This is a genomic window from Acidaminococcus hominis (genome assembly GCF_022484025.1).
GTDB classification, from domain to species: domain Bacteria; phylum Bacillota; class Negativicutes; order Acidaminococcales; family Acidaminococcaceae; genus Acidaminococcus; species Acidaminococcus hominis.
In genome coordinates, this window is record NZ_JAKVMG010000001.1 from 396217 (window position 1) to 414389 (window position 18173).

Genomic DNA, 18173 nt, shown 5'->3' on the forward strand with positions numbered 1-18173 from the left:
GTACTTTACAGCATTAATTCGCTGTCTGCTTGCTTTCAGTATAACAAACCATCGCCTGCCTGTACAGGGCATAACGCAAAATAGCGATATTTTTCGCTGAAATCCGGGTATCTCTAACCCCGCCGAAAACCTATAATAAAGGCAACAAACAAGCTTGCAGTACAAGGAGGAAAATACTATGAATATCAATGGCAAACGGCTTTTAGACACAATTTTCACCCTGGGCAAGATCGGCATCGATGCGGAAGGCAAGCGTACCCGCCTGGCAGCCTCGGACACCAACAAAGCAGGCAGGGACTATGTGGTTTCCCTGATGAAGGAACTGGACCTGAAAGTAGTGGTGGACCACATCGGGAACATCTTTGGCATTTGGGAAACCCCCGAAAACAAAACAGAGCAGCCCTTTATGGTAGGCTCCCATATTGATACCGTCATCAACGCCGGCCAATATGACGGCTGCCTGGGCGTACTCTCCGGCCTGGAAGCCATCCGTACCCTGAAAGAAAATAATGTAAAGACCAAACGCCCCCTGATTGTAGGCGTCTTCACCAACGAAGAAGGTGTCCGCTATACCCCGGATATGATGGGATCTTTGGTGTACGCCGGTGGCATGAGCGCCAAAGAAGCCCTGGCTGCCGTAGGCACTGACGGCACCATCCTGGGGGACGAACTGAAACGCATTGGCTATGCCGGCACCGTTGAACCCGGTTTCGTTACCCCCTGTGCTTTTGTGGAACTCCACATTGAACAAGGACCCATTCTGGACGTAGAAGGCATCAACATTGGCGCCGTAGAAAACCTTCAGGGTATCCATTGGCAGCAGGTCACCATTGAAGGTGCTGCCAACCATGCCGGTACTACACCTACCAAACTGCGGAAGGATGCAGGCCTGGCAGCCGCCAAAGTCAACGTCTTTGCCCGGCAGCTGGTAGAGAAATCCGGTGGTGTGTGCACTGTAGGCACCATTGCCTTCAGCCCCAACGCCGTAAACGTCATTCCCTCCAAGGCTGTTTTCACCGTTGACCTGCGCAACCCCGATAAAGCCAAACTGGATCAGGATGAAATCACCCTGGCTAACTATCTGAAAGAACTGGAACAAACTGACGGCGTGAAAATTACCACCCGCCGCATGACCTGCTTTGACCCGGTGCCCTTCGATAAAGAAATCTGCAATACCATCGAAGCCGCAGCCAAAAAACGCGGCCTTACCGTTAAACGCATGACCTCCGGCGCTGGCCAAGACGCCCAAATGATGGCCAGAATCTGTCCTACCGCCATGATTTTCGTCCCCAGCATCAATGGTATTAGTCATAACCCCAAAGAATATACGCCGGACCAGGACGTGGAAAACGGTGCCAACGTCTTCCTGGACGTCATCGAACAGTATACCAAATAACCTGTCCTCCCAAACGCTGGAAAACCAGCAGCAAAAACGGCTGTGAAAAAATGGCTTGCGAATTCAAACTAGTTCGTAAGCCATTTTTATTGTTCGGTATAGCTGTATCTATGTCTCAAAACTTCCTCAGTCAGCCCTACGTGCTGACAGCCCCTTAGTGGTTCGCATTGTGCCAATCAGCTTCGCTCCTTGAGCTCGCTTCTTGGAATGCTATCACATGGCTCACATGAACCAAGAGCATTTTGAACCACGGACATGCTCTTGGATGTGAGCGCAACGCTTTGAAGGGGTCGGTCATGTCCAAGCGGTTTCACTTCTCCCCAATACTAATGCTACAGATTAGTTAGTAGCTGACCAGTAGCGGTTCGAAAGCCTTCTGCAAGCGTGGAGAAGGTGTCGCCGGAAGGCGACGGATGAGGTTTAAACCCCACATTTACGGCTACATTTTAACAAACTTCCTCAGTCAGGCCTGCGGACTGACAGCTCCTTCAACGCTTTGCGGCCGCATCCAAACAGCCCGACAAATTCTGCAAGTGGCTGTTTGGTCAATAAGGCCCATGCGATAGCTGCCCAGGAATTGAGCCTGCAAGGCGAAAATGACTGGCTAACAGCGAACCGCTCAGGAAGTGTCGCCAAAGGCGACGATAGAAGTTTTATTTTTTCACAACCTCGTTTTTTATATGCACCAAGTCTTCCGAAAAACTCCGCCTAAAATTGGTCACGAATTCCAACACGGGTCCGTATATGCTCCTTACGCTGCCCTAATTACACATTGACATTCATCAATCTATGCTGTATCCTACACATAGATAATCATCAATCTGTATAAGGAGACTATTATGAATTCCATAGACGTAGCACTAATCTGCAAAGCCCTGTCCGACAGCAACCGGCTCCAAATTGTCCAAATGCTGGCCGACGGCGAAAAATGCGGCTGCAAGCTGCTGGAAGCCTTTTCCATTACCCAGCCCACCCTGTCCCACCATATGCGCATCTTGTGCGAATGCGGCTTGGTCCAGGCCAGGAAAGAAGGGAAGTGGCAGCACTATTCCCTGAACTGCGCCACCCTGCGCAATTTCCAGGCCTTCATTGCCCAGTTATCCTGCTGTACTTGCGGCACTGAACCCACGGAGGGGTAGACCATGTGGGCTTTTCTGCAAAATCAAGTCCTGGGCATGGCTTGGCTCCAGGAGCTGTACAAACTCCTTTTGGTGCAGGCCGGCGTTCCGGTGGACAGTCGACTGGGCGGCAGCCTATTGTTCTTTCTGTTTGATGTAACCAAAATCACCCTTCTGCTGTGCGTACTGATTTTCAGTATTTCCTACATTCAGAGCTTCTTTCCCCCTGAACGCAGCCGGAACATCATGACCCGGTTCCACGGTGTCTGGGCCAACTGCGCCGCCGCTCTTTTGGGTACCGTCACACCCTTTTGTTCCTGCTCGTCCATTCCATTGTTCATGGGCTTTACCAGCGCAGGCTTGCCTCTGGGCGTGACCTTTTCCTTCCTGATTTCCTCTCCCATGGTGGATCTGGGCAGTCTGGTGCTTCTGACGAGCATCTTTGGTCCTAAAGTAGCCGTAATCTACGTGGGTCTGGGATTGGTGGTGGCCGTACTGGGCGGCAGCCTGATAGAACGGCTGCACCTGGAGGACCAGGTGGAAGACTTTATCCGTCAGGCCCAACTGGGCGTCGGTGCAGACGCACCCGCCTTGACCACCCGGGACCGTCTCCAGTACGCACAGGAACAGGTCAGCGGCACCTTTCGCAAAGTCTTTCCCTATATTCTAGTGGGCGTGGGCATCGGTGCAGTGATCCACAACTGGATTCCTGCCCACCTGGTGGCCGGCGTCCTGGGCAGCGACAACCCCTTTGGCGTGGTCCTGTCCACCCTGGTGGGCGTCCCCATGTATGCGGACATCTTTGGCACCATACCCATCGCTGAAGCCCTGCTGTCCAAAGGCGCCAGACTGGGGGCCGTCCTGAGTTTCATGATGGGCGTTACCACCTTGTCCGTGCCGTCCCTGATTCTCTTGCGCAAAGCCGTAAAGCCCAAGCTCCTGGGCGTCTTTACCGCCATCTGCACCACTGGCATCATCGCCGTAGGGTACATCTTCAACTTCCTGCACGGCTGGATTTTATAAATAAAGAAATTGGAGGAGGCAATACCATGGGATTATTTTCCAGAAAAAAGACTGAAACTAAGGCAGCTAGCCCCGCATCAGGGCGCATCAAGGTTCTGGGCAGCGGCTGCGCCAAATGCCATGAACTGGCAGACCATACCCAAGAAGCCCTGAACGCCCTGCATATCCAAGATGGGGTAGAGCACGTGACCGATTTTGCCAAGATTGCCAGCTACGGGGTAATGAGCACCCCCGCCCTGGTGGTGGATGAAAAAGTCGTCAGCAGCGGCCGGGTTCTTACCACTGATGAAGTGAAGAAACTTCTGCAAAAATAAAATTCAGGAAAATAGGTCATAAAATAAAGAAGACTTGCGAACTCCCCTTTAGGAGCCCGTAAGTCTTCTTTTTGTTCTTCCTATACCGCTTTTTCCAATTCTTGAGGGCAGCCGTCCTTGCTGGCGCCCAGTTCCCAGTTTTTTCGGTACTGCAAAGGCGTCTGCCCCAGCAGACTTTTGAAGCACTTGATAAAATAGCTGGCCGAGCAGAACCCGGTTTCATAGGCCACCTGGCTGATGCTGTGGTTCCCTTGGCGCAGCAGTTCTGCTGCTCGTTCCAGCCGGTACACATTCAAATACTGGTAAATGGTTTCGTTCAGGGCACTTTTAAACATCCGGCAGCATTCCGCCCCGCTGTAGTTTACTGCTGCCCCAATATCGTCCATGGTGAAGTTTTCGCTATAATGCTTCGCAATATAATCCAGGATTTCCCGTACTACCAGCTGGTGCCGCTGCACGGACGTTTTTTGCACTGCCGGAGTTTGGGTATTTTCTACCAGCTGCGACCAGCACTGGAGCAGCAGGCTTACCACTGACAGCTCATAGCCCGAGCGTTGGTCCCGGTAGGCAGCATACAGCACCCGCAGTTTGTCCAAGATAGCCTTCTGCCAGGGTATTTCTGGCTCCAGGGGCAGAGCTGTAAAATCCGGATTCTCTAGCAGCGGCTTTACGTATTTTTTCTCCAGCTGCGAACCCCTAAATAGGCTCAACAGCCGGGGAGAGAAGTCAAAACAAAGATAAACCCCTTTTCCCGGGCGGCGGGATCTTGCCATATGCAGACGACGGGCGTTGATAAGAATGCCGCTGCCCGCTGCCAGAGTGTACTCACTGTGATCCACTGAAAAGGTCACTGGCCCCTCCAGCACCAGGCAGTACTGCAATTCGTTGTGCCAATGCCAGTTCACAAAGCCCAGGGTCTTTTTGTGCAGGATGTCATAGTAGGCTGCAAAAGGAAACGAAAAACTGCCGTGGGACGTCAGCTCCCGTTGGGAGTGATCCACTGCCACATCCACAATCTGCTGCTGAACCAACCAATCTTCTTCCATAGAGATGACCTCCTGCAAGTTATATTAACGAACGTTTAAATGATTATACTACATAATGTTCTAAAATTGAATAGCGGAAATGATATCTGCTTGAGCACAATACAATGATATTTTGCCACAATGGATTGGTATATCTTTTTCTGATAATTGGCTATAATCAAGCTGTAAGAAAACTTCCGGAAGAGTTTTGTGAAATACGGCATTAGTCAAGAATCGCTTTGTACCAAGCTAAACCTATTTAAAAGCAAGGGGAGAGAGCATTATGGAATTTATTCGTTTCTTGAACAGCATTTTCTGGGGCTGGCTGGTGGCCGGCATCCTGCTTTGCACCGGAGTATTTTTCACCTTGAAGCTTCACTTTCCACAAGTTCGTTATTTTACTAGATTGTTCGGAAATCTGAAGGAAAGCATGACCAGTGGGTCCAAAGAACCTGGCAGCGTCACCGGCTTCAGCGCCCTGTGCGCAGCGGTAGGCGGCCAGGTGGGCACCGGTTCCCTGGTAGGCGTAGCCACAGCCCTGGCTTCCGGCGGTCCCGGCGCCATTTTCTGGATGTGGATGACCGCCGTCCTGGGTATGCCCATCAGCTTTACCGAAGCGGTACTGGCTCAGCTGTTCCGGGAAAAGAATCCCGACGGCACCTACCGGGGCGGTCCCGCCTATTATATGGAAAAGGGTTTGCACAATCACCTGCTGTCCGTGCTGTTTTCCATCAGCATCCTGATAGGCATCGGCATTTTCTACTGCATGATCCAGAGCAACTCCATCTCCGCAGCCCTTACCGGCGTGGTGGACGTATCCCCGTTTTTTGCCGGCGTCTGCCTCCTGATTCTGGTAGCCTTGGTTATCTTTGGCGGCATCAAACGCCTGGCCGAAGTGGCTTCCCTGATTGTACCTTTTATGGCCCTGGGCTATTTGGCCATGGCCCTGTACGTAGTATTGACCCACTTTTCCATGCTGCCCGGCATGCTTGAAACTATATTTAAATCCGCCTTCAGCCTGCACTCTGCAGCAGGCGGCGTGGCCGGCTATACCATGAAAGAAGCCTTCCGCTATGGCGTAGCCCGGGGACTGTTCTCCAATGACGCCGGCAACGGCACCGCTCCCAGTATGCACGCCACCGCCGTGGTGCCCCATCCTGTGAACCAGGGCTTTGCCGCCATGCTGGGCACCTTTATCACCACCATCATCATTTGCAGCTGCACTGCTTTCTGCATTCTCCTGTCCGGGCAATTGGGCACCGGCGAAACCGGTATCGCCCTGACCCAGGTAGCCTTTGAAAGCAATCTGGGCACCGTGGGCCGCTGGATTGTGTTCCTGGCCATGTTCCTGTTTGGCTTTACCACCCTTTTGGCCGACATCTACTACGGTGAAGTGAACCTGATGCACCTGATCAAATCTCCCAAAGCCATCCAAGCCTACCGCCTCCTGTGCTGCGTTCTGATTATCGTAGGCGCCGTAGCTCCCGTGCCTGTAGTTTGGGAACTGGTGGACTTTGTCAGCGCCTTCCTGGTTTTCTTTAACGTCATCGCTCTGATTGGCTTGTCCAAGTACGTGGTTTATATCCTGAAGGACTACGCTGCCCAGTGGGCCAAGGGCAAGAAACCCTACTGGCAGCCAGACCGGGACATCTCCCAAATGGACCTGACCAGAAGTTCTGACGAGCAATAGCAGGAATAAAAAGCATTTTAGCCGAAGAGTGGAGGAGAATACACTGGTTATCCCAGTGGATCAACTAGCTAAACACCGCTGAGCCTCGCAGAAAAAATGAGGAAAATTGTGTCTTATAACGTGAATGAAAGGACTTGATTCTATGCCAAACAACAAGCTTTCTTTTCGTGATCAACTGATTGCCTGGCGGCATTACCTCCATCAGCATCCGGAAACCGCCTTTGAGGAAAAGACCGCCTCCAAACTGGTGGCCGAGGAAATGCGGGGAATGGGCATTGACGTAGCAGAGGGCATTGGCGGCACCGGCGTGGTAGGTACCCTGAAAGTAGGGGACGGCACCGGCTGCATCGGCATCCGGGCCGATATGGACGCCCTGAACATCCAGGAGTGCAGCCAGCACGACCACGTGTCCCAGAATCCTGGCAAAATGCACGGCTGCGGCCACGATGGCCACACCGTCACTCTCCTGGGAGCCGCCAAGCTCCTCAGTGAACGGAAAAATTTCAACGGCGCCGTCCGTTTCATTTTCCAGCCTGCTGAAGAACCGGGGCACGGCGCCCAGGCCATGCTTGACGACGGGCTGTTCGAGCGTTTTCCCATCCAAGAAATCTACGGTCTCCACAACGCTCCGTTCCTGCCTGCCGGTACCCTGCATACCCGGGTAGGGGGTATGGCCGCCAGCGAAGATGATTTCACCTTCAAGATTACCGGCAAGGGCGGACACGCTTCCAGCCCCCACGAGGGCAATGACCCCCTGGCCTCCTTTGCAGAAATTTACCTGGCGCTTCAGACCATCGTGTCCCGGAATGCCACACCTGTGCGGCCCGTGGTGGTTTCCTGCACGGAAATCGAAACCGACGGTGCCCACAACGCCATTCCCACCCACGTTGAAGTCCGCGGTGATGCCCGGACCACCACGCCCGAGGACCAGGCCCTGGTGGAACGCCGGATGCGGGAAATCGTGGAAGGCGTCTGCGCCATGAACCACGCCGGCTGCGAATTTCTCTATACCCACGAATTCTACCCTGTGGTCAATGACCCGGCCTGCGTAGCTGCCGCCGTAAAGGCTGCTCAAGCTGCTGTAGGGGAGGACAAGGTCAACGGCAATTGCGACCCCTGGATGGCCAGTGAAGACTTTGCCGCTTTTTTGAAGAAGGTTCCCGGCTGCTTCCTGCTTCTGGGCAGCGGTAAAAATGCCGCGGGCAATGTATCCCTGCACCAAAACATCTTCGATTATAACGACGATATCCTGACCACCGGCGCCGAATTTTGGGCTGAACTGGTCAAGGAACGCCTGGCTAAATAAGGAGGACCACCCATGCAAGAAACCATCAAAGAAACAACCCTGCTCCATACTGGCAAGGAAACCGGTGCCTATGACGCCGCCTTCGCAGCTGACAAGGCCAGAATCTCCCGGCACTTTCACCAAAGCATTCCCGGCTACGCCCCCACGCCCCTGGTGGAGCTCAAGGCCGCAGCCCAGCATTTTGGCATCGCCGCCCTTTATGTCAAGGACGAAAGCAAACGCTTTGGCCTCAACGCCTTTAAGGGCCTGGGCGGCAGCTTCTGCATTGCCAGCTACCTGGCGGACAAACTGGGCCTGAATATTGAAGAACTTACCTTCGAGACCCTGCAGCAGCCTGCTATTCATGACAAAATCAAGGACTTAACCTTTGTGACCGCTACCGACGGCAACCACGGCCGGGGTATCGCTTGGACCGCCCACGCCCTGGGCGTCAAAAGCCTAGTCTTTATGCCCAAGGGCAGCGCTCCCGAACGCCTCCATAATATCCAGGCCCTGGGCAGCGATGCTTCCATTACCGATATGAATTACGACGATACAGTGCGCCACGCTTCCAAAGTGGCGGAAGAACATGGCTGGCCCCTGGTCCAGGACACCTCCTGGCCCGGCTACGAAACCATTCCCACCTGGATCATGCAGGGATACCTGACCATGGCTTTGGAAGCTGCCGAAGCCCTGCCCCAGGCACCTACCCATATCTTCCTGCAAGCAGGGGTAGGGGCCATGTCCGGCGCCCTGACCGGCTTCTTTGCCGACTACTACAAGGGCCAGAAACCCATCATCACCATCGTGGAGCCCAATAAAGCCGACTGCATCTATCGCACCGCTTTGGCCCACGACGGCAAGCTCCATAACGTGACCGGCAGTCTCAGCACCATTATGGCTGGCCTGGCCTGCGGAGAACCCTGCGGCATTGGCTGGGCCGAACTGGAAGCCCACGCCGAACACTTTATCTCCATGCCCGACTACGTGGCTGCCAAAGGCATGCGTATCCTGGGGAATCCTCTGCCCGGGGACGAAAAAGTCATCTCCGGCGAAAGCGGCGCTGCCACCAGCGGCTTCGTTTTTGAACTTTTGGATAACGCGTCTCTTAATGAACTTCGGGACAAATTGGGCATCACCAAAGACTCCCGCATCCTGTGCTTCTCCACAGAAGGGGATACCGACAAAGAAAACTATCGCCGCATTGTCTGGGACGGCACACACCCCAGCTTCTAAAAGCAATTCTTGTGTTGCCCCAGACGCAAATTTTATTAGCCAAACCGGGGGAAAGCCAGCCGGAACCCTGCCCGCAGCAGCTTCTCGTGACTTTCCCCCAAATACACCCTCATACAAAAGGCTATAAAGTCCAAAAAACGACTTGTTCACCCAGCCAGGCTGAACAAGCCGTTTTTTGTTGGGAGAAAAGAATTCTCTGGCCCCCAGGCCCTGCTGAACGCTGTCGAAAAGCCTGGCAGCAGGCCTTCCCAAGTTTCCCCGAAGGGCTCAGATATTCCTCCCCAAGACACCACTACAATTTATTCGAAGAGGGCCCGGATATTCCAAAAGCATCTCCATGGTTTCCCCCGAAGGGGCATATATTCCCCAAAACACCACTACAATTTATTCGAAGGGAGCCTGGATATTCCCAAAAGCACTTCACCGGTTTCCCCGCAGGGGCATATATTACCAAAAACACCTCCACACTTTTCAACGAAAAGTGTGGTAATTCTTCCTTATTCAGCAACTTCTCCCTTACTTTTTTAGCAAGCCTTCATTACCTGATCTAGTTTAAAGTTTTCACTTATTCTTATATTGACAAGATGTCAATATGGTATTATACTCATACTGACAAAACGTCAAATAAACTTCAAGGAGGCGAGTACCATGGCCAGGATGCCCCGCAGCATCTGTGAACAGCGGCCCCAGGAAATCGTAGCAGCCTGCCGGAAACTATACCAGCGGCTGAGCTTCCAAGAAATCACCCTGGGAGAAATCAGCAAGGAGACCAGCATCTCCCGGCCTTCTATCTACAACTATTTCCATTCCAAAGAAGAAATTTTCCTGGCCCTGCTCCAGGAAGAATATGAATTGTGGACCGCAGATCTTACCCAAAGCTTTGCCAAGCACCCTGCTTTGACAGCCCAGGAATACGCCGCACTGGTAGGCCAATCCCTGGAAAAGCGCATTACCCTGCTTAAAATCCAGTGCATGAATCTGTACGAAATCGAGGAGCACAGCCGGTTGGAATGCCTGGTGGAATTCAAAAAATCCTATCAGCATACCCTGAGCACGGTAGAGAAGAGCCTGGAAAAATTCTTTCCTGCCATGACTCCTCAGGACCGGGAGAACTTCCTGTATCTGTTCTTTCCGTTCTTATACGGCCTGTATCCCTATGTGTATCCTACAACCCAGCAGCAAGAAGCCATGGAACGCGCCCACATCCAGCTCTCTCCCCAGAAAGTATCGGATTTGGCTGCGCTGTGCCTGCTGAAACTGCTTCCCAATTAAGGAGGAACTTTCCATGAAAAAAGATTTAGGCAATCTCTTGGCCCTGTATCCCACTCCCGTGACCATTGTCGGCGCCCTGGTGGACGGCAAACCCAACTGGATGGAAGTGGCCCACGTGGGCATCATCGGCCACGACCGGGTAACCATTTCCTGCGTCACCAGCCACTATACCAACAAGGGTATCCATGCAGCTGGCCTTTGCACCCTGAACCTGGTAAACCAGGACCTGCTGCAAAAAGCTGACTACGTAGGCACCGTCAGCGGCAAAGATACGGATAAATCCCAGGTCTTTGCCTGGAGCAAGGGCCAGGCCGGTGCCCCCGTCATTGACGCTTCCCCCCTGGTGCTGGAATGTCAGGTGGACGACGTGTACAACACCCCCAATTTTGAAACCTTTATCCTGAAAATCCTCCACACCTACGTGGAAGAAGATATGCTGAACGAAAACGGCAAGCCTGATTACGCCAAAATCAGCCCCGTACTCTTTGAGTTCCCCAACTACCAGTACTTGTCCACCGGCAAAGTGGTGGGCCACTGCCGCAAAATGAATCAGTAGACCGCCTGGAGCGGGGGAGCCAGCCAGCGCCGGCTTCCCTTGAATCTATTTCTCAATTTGTGTCCTACATTCTTAGTCATTGGAAGGAGATTTTAGCATGAGTACTGTAGTAACCTATTTTTCTGCCAGCGGTGTTACCCGCAATAAGGCTCAGCAACTGGCCAAAGTGGCCAAAGCCGACCTGTATGAAATCAAGCCCGCCGTGGCCTACACCAGTGCCGACCTGAACTGGATGGACAAAAAGAGCAGAAGCACCCTGGAATCCCAGGACCCCAGCTCCCGTCCTGCACTGGCCGACAAGAAACCCAACCTGGACAAATACGATACTGTCTATATCGGCTTCCCCATCTGGTGGTACACCGCCCCGAAAATCATCAACACCTTTATCGAGGCAGCCAACCTGACCGGCAAGAAAATCTACCTGTTTGCCACCTCCGGCGGCAGCGGCATCGACAAATCCATTAAAGATTTGAAGGCCCAGTACAAAAACCTAAACATTGTGGGCGGCAAAATGCTCAACGGCAAAGTTACCGACCTGGCCTAAGGCAAATAGAAACGAAACACCCTGAACCAAGGAAAAACCTCGGTCCAGGGTCTTTTTGTATGGAGGAAAGGCCTTGCCAGGGAAGCGGCGGCAAAACAGGCACTGCACCATTTAACTGTATCATTAAATAGTGTATATAAACTGTTCTAATTAAACAATCCTAACATGATATAATACAATATATATGTTGTTTTCTGCCCTTTTCACCGGGCTTCAACGGGGAGTTCACTTACTGCAAGGGGCAGCGGAAGTGGGATCATACAGAGGAGGCTGCAATAATGAAAAGGAGAAACGTCGGCAAAAAACTGCGCTATGGCTGCGTCACCCTGTGGGGCCTGTCCGCCCTGCTGGCTCTGTGTCTGCCGGCCCAGCCGGCCAGGGCAGAAGAAGTGGTAAGCGATAAGACGAATACCACCGCTATCTATGTAGGGAATAAAACGAAAACTGCCAGCGGCAATACCCTGACTATCAATAACAGTGTCGCAGGCGGCGCCGTAGCAGGCTCTACCATTCCTGAGGAAATGCTCAGTGCGGGTACAGCCATTACCAGTTCAGATGCTGAAACCATCGAAACGGGTACGACAGGAACCGTGACAGGCAATACTCTGACCTTGAATAATACAAAGGAAGGAAGCAGTCCGCTTGTTTCAAATTGGCTTGCAGGCGGGTTAGCCATGACCAAAACAGTGAACCAAAACCAGGTGAATGTTAACCTGCCCAATGCTCAGAGGGTTTCCTATCCGGTAGGAATTACAAACGATGTTTTTGGCGGCTTTACCGTTACAGGGGATGCCACGAACAATATTGCTACCCTTACGGGAGTTTCGAGCCTTGGGGGAGACAATGATGACCATGTCGCACAAAATTTTTACGGCGGTTATTCCTATACGGGTACTGTCTCTGACAATACGGTAAATATAAATGGAGGCAAGTTTGGCGGTACCATTTATGGCGGAGCCCAAGGGGTGTTGAATAATCAATATAACTTACCGCAATCTATGAACGATTATTTCTCACAGTATGCAGAAGGCCTTTCGTTTACATCCACCGGCGATGTAAAGAATAATAAAGTCTTTATCACGGCTGGCGGCAATCAGTCACAATTTGGCAACAACGGCACGGTTTATGGCGGCCTCATTGAGGCAAATCTCCCCACTGCTGGAAATACTACAAAGTTTGGCAACGTGTATGATAACACCGTAACCATCTCCGGCACAGGCATGGCTAACAAGGTCTATGGCGGCGCGTTTATAACGTCCAGCAGCGAAAACGGTGATGCGCTCCAAATGGGTTCGGTAACCTATAACCATGTGGATATTTTAGATGGCGGCTATGGTGAGGTTGTCGCCGGCGGGTACTATGCCATAAACGGCACCACTGTCGCGGACCTGGAAAATAACAGCGTCACCGTAGATGGTGGGACTATAGGGGATTCTGTATATGGCGCGTACTTGAGTGTCTCATCAGGTACGTACACCGGCACAGGCACTGTAGCCAACAACAGCGTTACCCTGACGAAGGGTACCTTGAGTGGAAGCACCTATGCTGATGCGGTCCATGTCTATGGTGGCTATGCGAACGGGGGAGAAGGCAACAACGTTACCGTAAAAAATAATACCGTTACGATTGACGATAGTACATTAGGCAGTTCCATCGTGGATTATGTGGAACTGCTAGGGGGCCGTTCCGATTATTATGCCCTGCAAAATAATACCTTAACCGTATCGAATAGCGAAATCCCAACAGACGGGTCCGTCTCTACCATTGCGATGGCTGGGGCCAATGCCCTATATGATTACGTAGATGAATCACTTTCAGGAATTGTCTCTGGTAATACGGCGAATCTGCAGAATAACAAGATTGTGACGAACTATGGCGGGCAAATCATCCTGGCAGGCGGCATCAATGCGTCATACGGTAAGGCCTGGTATGGGACGAAAAACGCAGACAGCAACACCTTGACGATGACTGGAAATACAGTGGGCACAGTGGCAGATGCAGACGATGAAACAGGCTCCAAAAACTACATCGCCGGTGGCATTGCTGTAGGTCAGGCTGATGACAATGATAAGACCCTCGTCCCCGTCAAAGCTACCGGCAATACAGCCACCCTTACCAATAACACCATTGGCACCAACACAGCTGACAATAACTATGTCGCCGGCGGTATGGTTACCGTGGACGGCGATGCGGAGTCCAATACCCTGACCATAACCGGCGGTACCATCGAGGGCAACAAATCCTACGTAACTGGCGGCATGTCTATAGAAAAAGGCAATGCCGATTCCAATACCCTGACCATTTCAGCTGTCACCATTGGCACCTTAGGCGGCAGCAAAACTTACGTTGCTGGTGGTTATGCTGTAACAGGCAATGCATCGCAAAATACCGCCACCATTACCGGGGCCACCCTTGGCACGGATGAGGGCGCCAAAGTCTACGTAGCCGGCGGGTACTCGGATAAAAAAGGCAATGCTGAGGGCAATACCCTGACACTCTCCGGTACGAAATTTGGCACCGGTAACAAGGCCTATGTGGCCGGCGGATTCGCCAGTCAGGGTAATGTTACGGACAATACGTTAACGTTCTCCGCCAACACTATGGCTGGAGCCAGCGGCGCCAAAGCTTACATAGCGGGCGGCTGGGCAGATAAGAGCGGAACTGCCAGCGGCAACACGCTGAATTTCCTCAGCGGCACTGTCGGCATGGTTGCTGACAGCCAGCCCTATGTGGCCGGCGGCTATACCAAAAAAGGCGATGCCACTGGCAATACGTTGAATCTTGCCGGAGGCAGTATTGCCACAGCTCCCGGTGATGAAGAAGATGAAGAAGAGCCCAGCGGCATTGCCTATATAACTGGCGGACATACGGAAAGCGGCAATGCCTCAGGCAACCGCGCCGCCATTTCCGGCGGCAGCCTGGGCAGCCTAACCGGCGGCACGACCTACGTGGCTGGCGGCTATACCGCCAAGGGCGGCGATGCCAATGAGAATACCCTGACCATCTCCGGGGGTGAAATCGCCGCCGTCAGCGGCACTACCGCCTATGTAGCCAGCGGGTATTCTGCGGCCGGCAATGCCAACGGCAACACCTTGATTCTTTCCGGCGGCAAATTTGGCGCGGCCTCTGCTGCAGCAAGTGCCCTGAGCCAAGGTACGGCCACGGATTTAACCACCCTGTCCAATTACCTTGCCGGCGGTTCTGCGGTAACGGGCGAGGCTTCCAATAATACGGTGAACCTGGAAGGCAGCCCCCTGCAAACTACCTACAGCCTGTTCGGCGGTCTGGGGCAGACCAGCACCGGAAATACCCTGAACGTTTCCAGCCTGGACAACCGCGTAGGAAATCTGGACTACTTCCAGGTCATGAACTACAACGTGCCAGAGGGCAGCGTGAAAGGGGATACTCTGCTGACGGTCACCGGCACGGCCAACCTGACCAACGTTCCCGTCACCGCCAAACTCCTGGCCCGTACCCCTTTGAATCCAGGAGAATTCATCACCCTGGTTACCAATCCCAACGGCCTTCAGCTGAGTGGCACCACCTATGGTATGGCGGCTGACACTGCCCAGACCATTGATGCTGGCTTGGTTACCCGGCCAGCGGAAGTGAAGCAGCAAGGCACCACTTCTTTGGTGGTGACCCCTGTGGACGCCAAAATCGGTACCATTTCCCAGGATACCAAACTCATTCCCGAAGCCCGTGCTGCAGCCCTGAACTTTATTGCCGCAGGGGCCGACACCACCCTGGACGCCGGCTTTAGGGCTGCCACCCAGGCTGCTGCAGACAGCGAAAGCAAAAAGAGCTTTACTCCCTACGTGACCGTTGGCGGGCAGAATTTGCGCTTTGACACAGGTTCCTACGTAGACAGCAATGGCTGGGCAGGGAACCTGGGCTTAGTACGGAGAATCCCCAACGCCAATTCCATTGACACCATCATTCCCTTTGCAGAATATGGCAAAGGCAACTACACCAGCCATCTGGAGAACGGCGCCAGAGGCGACGGCACCCAGCACTATGGCGGCGTGGGCCTGCTGCTGCGCAGAGACCTGAACAACGGCGTGTACTACCAGGCCAGCGCCAGAGTGGGTGTCCTGGACGGAGACTTCCGGGGTGTATTGGAAGGCTATCGCTCTACCTACGATACCAACGCCCGGTACGCCGGGGCCAGCCTGTGGCTGGGCCGGATCTACCAGCAAACCGATAAAGACAGCCTGGACGTGTACGGCCGCTTCAACTATACCCATTTAGCCAGCGATACCGTTACCCTGCACAACACCATCGGCGATGCCGTCTTTAATCTGGACGCCGCCGATTCCTACCGCACCAGATTGGGTGCCCGCTGGACCCATAATTACCAGGAGAACCAGTCCTACTACGCAGGCCTGGGCTGGGATTACGAGTTCGACAGCACCGCCAGGGCCACCTACCTGACCTTCAGCACCCCGTCGCCTGAGAGCAAAGGCTCCAGTGCCCTGCTGGAACTGGGCTGGAAGAGCGACTCCACTAAGGATAATCCCTGGGGCGCAGACCTGCGGCTCACCGGTTGGGCCGGCAAGCAGAGAGGCGTGGTATTTAACGCTACTGTTACCAGAAGACTGTAAAGAAAATACAGCAAATACAGCAAATACAGCAAAAGCAGTCCTCCAGGAGCCTGGAACCTCTGGAGGGCTGTTTTGTGTGTGGTTTTAGTTTTTCCAGTTGAATGCTATACTATAACCTAGCTGCACACGCAACAATTCCCTATGTGGAGGAACGATACAGATGCCCAAAGCAAAACCTACTCCTAAAGCCGCAGACACCCAGACTGCCGTTTTTTCTGAAGCGGTGACCTATTTCAAACACTGCCAATATGCCAAAGCCGAACCTCTGTTCCTTTCCGCTGCTGCTGTCAACCCCCGGGCTATGTACTTTCTGGGAGAAATCTATTCCCAGGGGACCAAGCCCCAGTGGCCCGACAAAACAAAAGGTGCCGCTTGGTACGAAAAAGGTGCCCAAGCCGGCGACCTGCTTTGCCAATTTAATCTGGTCCAAATCCAGGACCTGCCGCCCAAGACCCTGCAAAAAAAGCTGCGGAGTCTGTTTCCAGGCATGGCTAAATTGGCCCAAAAGGGAGATATTTTTGCTGCCTACGAACTGGGCTGCCTCTTTCTGTACAACTGGGAAGAAAACTAGGACCACCAGGCAGCGGAATACTGGCTCAGCAAAGCCCTGACCCCGGACTTTGCCCAGGCCCTGAATGCCCAGGGAAATCTTTATTACCGGGAGAAAAGGTATCCCTTGGCCAATCGCTGGTACCAAAAGGCCGGCGAAGCCGGCTGTGATTGGGGCTGGGACAACCTGGGAGATGACCTGGAAAACGGACGGGGAACCCCGGTGGATATTGACAAAGCCCTGGAGTGCTACACCAAATCCTACGCCCTGGCCGGTCCCGCCGCCGGTGGGTCTGCCAATGCCATCGGCCGGATTCAGGCCAAACGCGGCAATTACCAGGAGGCCGTCAAATGGAGCCGTCTGGCCGGCGAAGCCGGCTGTGATTGGGGCTGGCACAATCTGGGCGATGCCTATCGCCTGGGAGAAGGCGTTCCCGTGGACCTGAAGAAGGCCAAGAAATGCTACCTGAAAGCCTTTGCCCTCCAGGATTATGCAGCAGGAGAAGCTGCCAACCAATTGGGGCTCCTGTATGCCCGGCAGGGAGCTGTAAAAGAAGCCCGCAGCTGGTACCAAAAGTCCGGAGAAGCTGGCTTTGACTGGGGTTGGCACAACCTGGGCCAAACCTATTGGCTGGAAGAACACACGGTCCCCAATCTGAACAACGCCTTGACGTATTTCGTCAAAGCCTATAACTTGAACGGAGAGGCCGCAGGCCCCTCTGCCAATCAGCTTGGCCTTATCTATAACCTCCAGGAAGAATATAAAATGGCCAACCTTTGGCTGAAACGCTCCGGCAAAGCCGGGTACGACTGGGGCTGGTTCAACCTGGCCGTCAACCTTCAGGACGGCAAAGGCTGTAAGGCCAATCCTCAGGAAGCCTGCCGGATTTATAAAGACCTTTACAACCAAGGCGGCGAAGCAGCTGCCGATGCCGCATATTTTCTGGGTCTCTGCTATGCCCAGGAAGACCGCCTGTCCCAGGCCAATGGGTGGTTCCAAAAAGGCCAGGAGGCCGGAAGCCCCTGGGCAGCCCTGGCCCTGGCGAGAAACCTCCAAGAAGGCTGCGGCATCACGAAAGACCCAAAAAAAGCCCTAGCCATATGCCAGGAAATTTACGCCCAAGGGGGTGAAACCCAAGCCCAGGCTGCCGAACTCATCGGCAATTGGTATTGGAAAATGGGCCAACTGGAAGAAGCCGAAAAGTGGTATCAAAAAGGCGGCAAAGCCTAAAACCACTTTTCACTTAGGGAAAAATTGAAGAAAGAGCAAAAAGGCTGGTGGTAATCTCACAGAGATTGCCGCCGGCCTTTTGGTCTGCCCAACGCCAGGTCTCCAGCAGCGGGGCATTCATGCTTGTTCATTGTACAATGCGTTTATACAATGGAAATGTACATCTGTCCAAGCGAAAGAAATTTAGATTTACAAAATTAAAAAAACGATAGCGAAATATATTTCGTATTGTTTTTAACAGTATTCTGCATAAACAATTTTACGTTAGGTAAAGAACTCAATAACACTTAGACTTTTTTTAATAACAATATTATAATGAAAATTGTAAAA

Annotated in this window: 14 protein-coding genes; 13 read left to right on the forward strand and 1 reads right to left on the reverse strand. The window is 53.0% G+C overall.

Annotated features, from left to right (window positions below; translation table 11 throughout):
- Positions 1–178 precede the first annotated feature (178 nt).
- The 4 genes from LKE88_RS01935 (at position 179) to LKE88_RS01950 (ending at position 3851) form a co-directional block, all read left to right on the forward strand.
- Entirely contained in the window at positions 179–1396 is a 1218-nt protein-coding gene (locus LKE88_RS01935; RefSeq protein WP_105325560.1) for a Zn-dependent hydrolase, read from the forward strand.
- A gap of 839 nt (positions 1397–2235) precedes the next feature.
- On the forward strand, positions 2236–2535 hold the full coding sequence (locus LKE88_RS01940; protein WP_105325558.1) for an ArsR/SmtB family transcription factor: 300 nt from the start codon (positions 2236–2238) through the stop codon (positions 2533–2535).
- A gap of 3 nt (positions 2536–2538) precedes the next feature.
- Positions 2539–3537, forward strand: a complete 999-nt coding sequence (locus LKE88_RS01945; protein ID WP_231085841.1) for a permease — start codon at positions 2539–2541, stop codon at positions 3535–3537.
- A gap of 26 nt (positions 3538–3563) precedes the next feature.
- Positions 3564–3851, forward strand: a complete 288-nt coding sequence (locus tag LKE88_RS01950; RefSeq protein ID WP_105325556.1) for a thioredoxin family protein — start codon at positions 3564–3566, stop codon at positions 3849–3851.
- A gap of 80 nt (positions 3852–3931) precedes the next feature.
- Here the strand turns inward: LKE88_RS01950 and LKE88_RS01955 are convergent, their stop codons facing one another.
- Positions 3932–4897, reverse strand: a complete 966-nt coding sequence (locus tag LKE88_RS01955; RefSeq protein WP_105325555.1) for an AraC family transcriptional regulator — start codon at positions 4895–4897, stop codon at positions 3932–3934.
- Between the two features lie 262 nt (positions 4898–5159).
- Here LKE88_RS01955 and LKE88_RS01960 point away from each other — a divergent pair, with 262 nt between their 5' ends.
- The 9 genes from LKE88_RS01960 (at position 5160) to LKE88_RS02000 (ending at position 17843) form a co-directional block, all read left to right on the forward strand.
- On the forward strand, positions 5160–6566 hold the full coding sequence (locus LKE88_RS01960; protein ID WP_105325554.1) for an alanine/glycine:cation symporter family protein: 1407 nt from the start codon (positions 5160–5162) through the stop codon (positions 6564–6566).
- Positions 6567–6708: 142 nt separating this feature from the next.
- Positions 6709–7872 carry an amidohydrolase gene (locus LKE88_RS01965; RefSeq protein WP_276802526.1) on the forward strand — a complete coding sequence of 388 codons (1164 nt, stop codon included), beginning with the start codon at positions 6709–6711 and terminating at the stop codon, positions 7870–7872.
- A gap of 12 nt (positions 7873–7884) precedes the next feature.
- Positions 7885–9087, forward strand: a complete 1203-nt coding sequence (gene ygeX, locus LKE88_RS01970) for a diaminopropionate ammonia-lyase (RefSeq protein WP_105325553.1) — start codon at positions 7885–7887, stop codon at positions 9085–9087.
- 648 nt (positions 9088–9735) lie between these two features.
- A complete protein-coding gene (locus LKE88_RS01975) occupies positions 9736–10359 on the forward strand; it encodes a TetR/AcrR family transcriptional regulator (RefSeq protein ID WP_105325552.1) in 624 nt (207 codons plus the stop codon).
- A gap of 13 nt (positions 10360–10372) precedes the next feature.
- Positions 10373–10915, forward strand: coding sequence for a flavin reductase family protein (locus tag LKE88_RS01980; protein WP_105325551.1), 543 nt, complete (start codon positions 10373–10375; stop codon positions 10913–10915).
- A 97-nt stretch (positions 10916–11012) separates the two neighbouring features.
- A complete protein-coding gene (locus LKE88_RS01985; protein WP_105325550.1) occupies positions 11013–11459 on the forward strand; it encodes a flavodoxin in 447 nt (148 codons plus the stop codon).
- Positions 11460–11737: 278 nt separating this feature from the next.
- The gene (locus LKE88_RS01990) at positions 11738–16063 is read left to right on the forward strand and encodes a hypothetical protein (protein WP_276802529.1); all 4326 of its coding nucleotides are present in this window, start codon (positions 11738–11740) and stop codon (positions 16061–16063) included.
- 160 nt (positions 16064–16223) lie between these two features.
- Positions 16224–16634, forward strand: coding sequence for an SEL1-like repeat protein (locus tag LKE88_RS01995; RefSeq protein ID WP_105325547.1), 411 nt, complete (start codon positions 16224–16226; stop codon positions 16632–16634).
- A gap of 105 nt (positions 16635–16739) precedes the next feature.
- A complete protein-coding gene (locus LKE88_RS02000; RefSeq protein WP_105325546.1) occupies positions 16740–17843 on the forward strand; it encodes a tetratricopeptide repeat protein in 1104 nt (367 codons plus the stop codon).
- The last annotated feature ends 330 nt before the right edge of the window (positions 17844–18173 follow it).

What these genes read in the sequence shown, in the direction of transcription:
- LKE88_RS01935 (WP_105325560.1), top strand. Translation starts at nt 179, where the DNA reads ATGAATATCAATGGCAAACGGCTTTTAGACACAATTTTCACCCTGGGC.
- LKE88_RS01940 (WP_105325558.1), top strand. Translation starts at nt 2,236, where the DNA reads ATGAATTCCATAGACGTAGCACTAATCTGCAAAGCCCTGTCCGACAGC.
- LKE88_RS01945 (WP_231085841.1), top strand. Translation starts at nt 2,539, where the DNA reads ATGTGGGCTTTTCTGCAAAATCAAGTCCTGGGCATGGCTTGGCTCCAG.
- LKE88_RS01950 (WP_105325556.1), top strand. Translation starts at nt 3,564, where the DNA reads ATGGGATTATTTTCCAGAAAAAAGACTGAAACTAAGGCAGCTAGCCCC.
- LKE88_RS01955 (WP_105325555.1), bottom strand. Translation starts at nt 4,897, where the DNA reads ATGGAAGAAGATTGGTTGGTTCAGCAGCAGATTGTGGATGTGGCAGTG.
- LKE88_RS01960 (WP_105325554.1), top strand. Translation starts at nt 5,160, where the DNA reads ATGGAATTTATTCGTTTCTTGAACAGCATTTTCTGGGGCTGGCTGGTG.
- LKE88_RS01965 (WP_276802526.1), top strand. Translation starts at nt 6,709, where the DNA reads ATGCCAAACAACAAGCTTTCTTTTCGTGATCAACTGATTGCCTGGCGG.
- ygeX (WP_105325553.1), top strand. Translation starts at nt 7,885, where the DNA reads ATGCAAGAAACCATCAAAGAAACAACCCTGCTCCATACTGGCAAGGAA.
- LKE88_RS01975 (WP_105325552.1), top strand. Translation starts at nt 9,736, where the DNA reads ATGGCCAGGATGCCCCGCAGCATCTGTGAACAGCGGCCCCAGGAAATC.
- LKE88_RS01980 (WP_105325551.1), top strand. Translation starts at nt 10,373, where the DNA reads ATGAAAAAAGATTTAGGCAATCTCTTGGCCCTGTATCCCACTCCCGTG.
- LKE88_RS01985 (WP_105325550.1), top strand. Translation starts at nt 11,013, where the DNA reads ATGAGTACTGTAGTAACCTATTTTTCTGCCAGCGGTGTTACCCGCAAT.
- LKE88_RS01990 (WP_276802529.1), top strand. Translation starts at nt 11,738, where the DNA reads ATGAAAAGGAGAAACGTCGGCAAAAAACTGCGCTATGGCTGCGTCACC.
- LKE88_RS01995 (WP_105325547.1), top strand. Translation starts at nt 16,224, where the DNA reads ATGCCCAAAGCAAAACCTACTCCTAAAGCCGCAGACACCCAGACTGCC.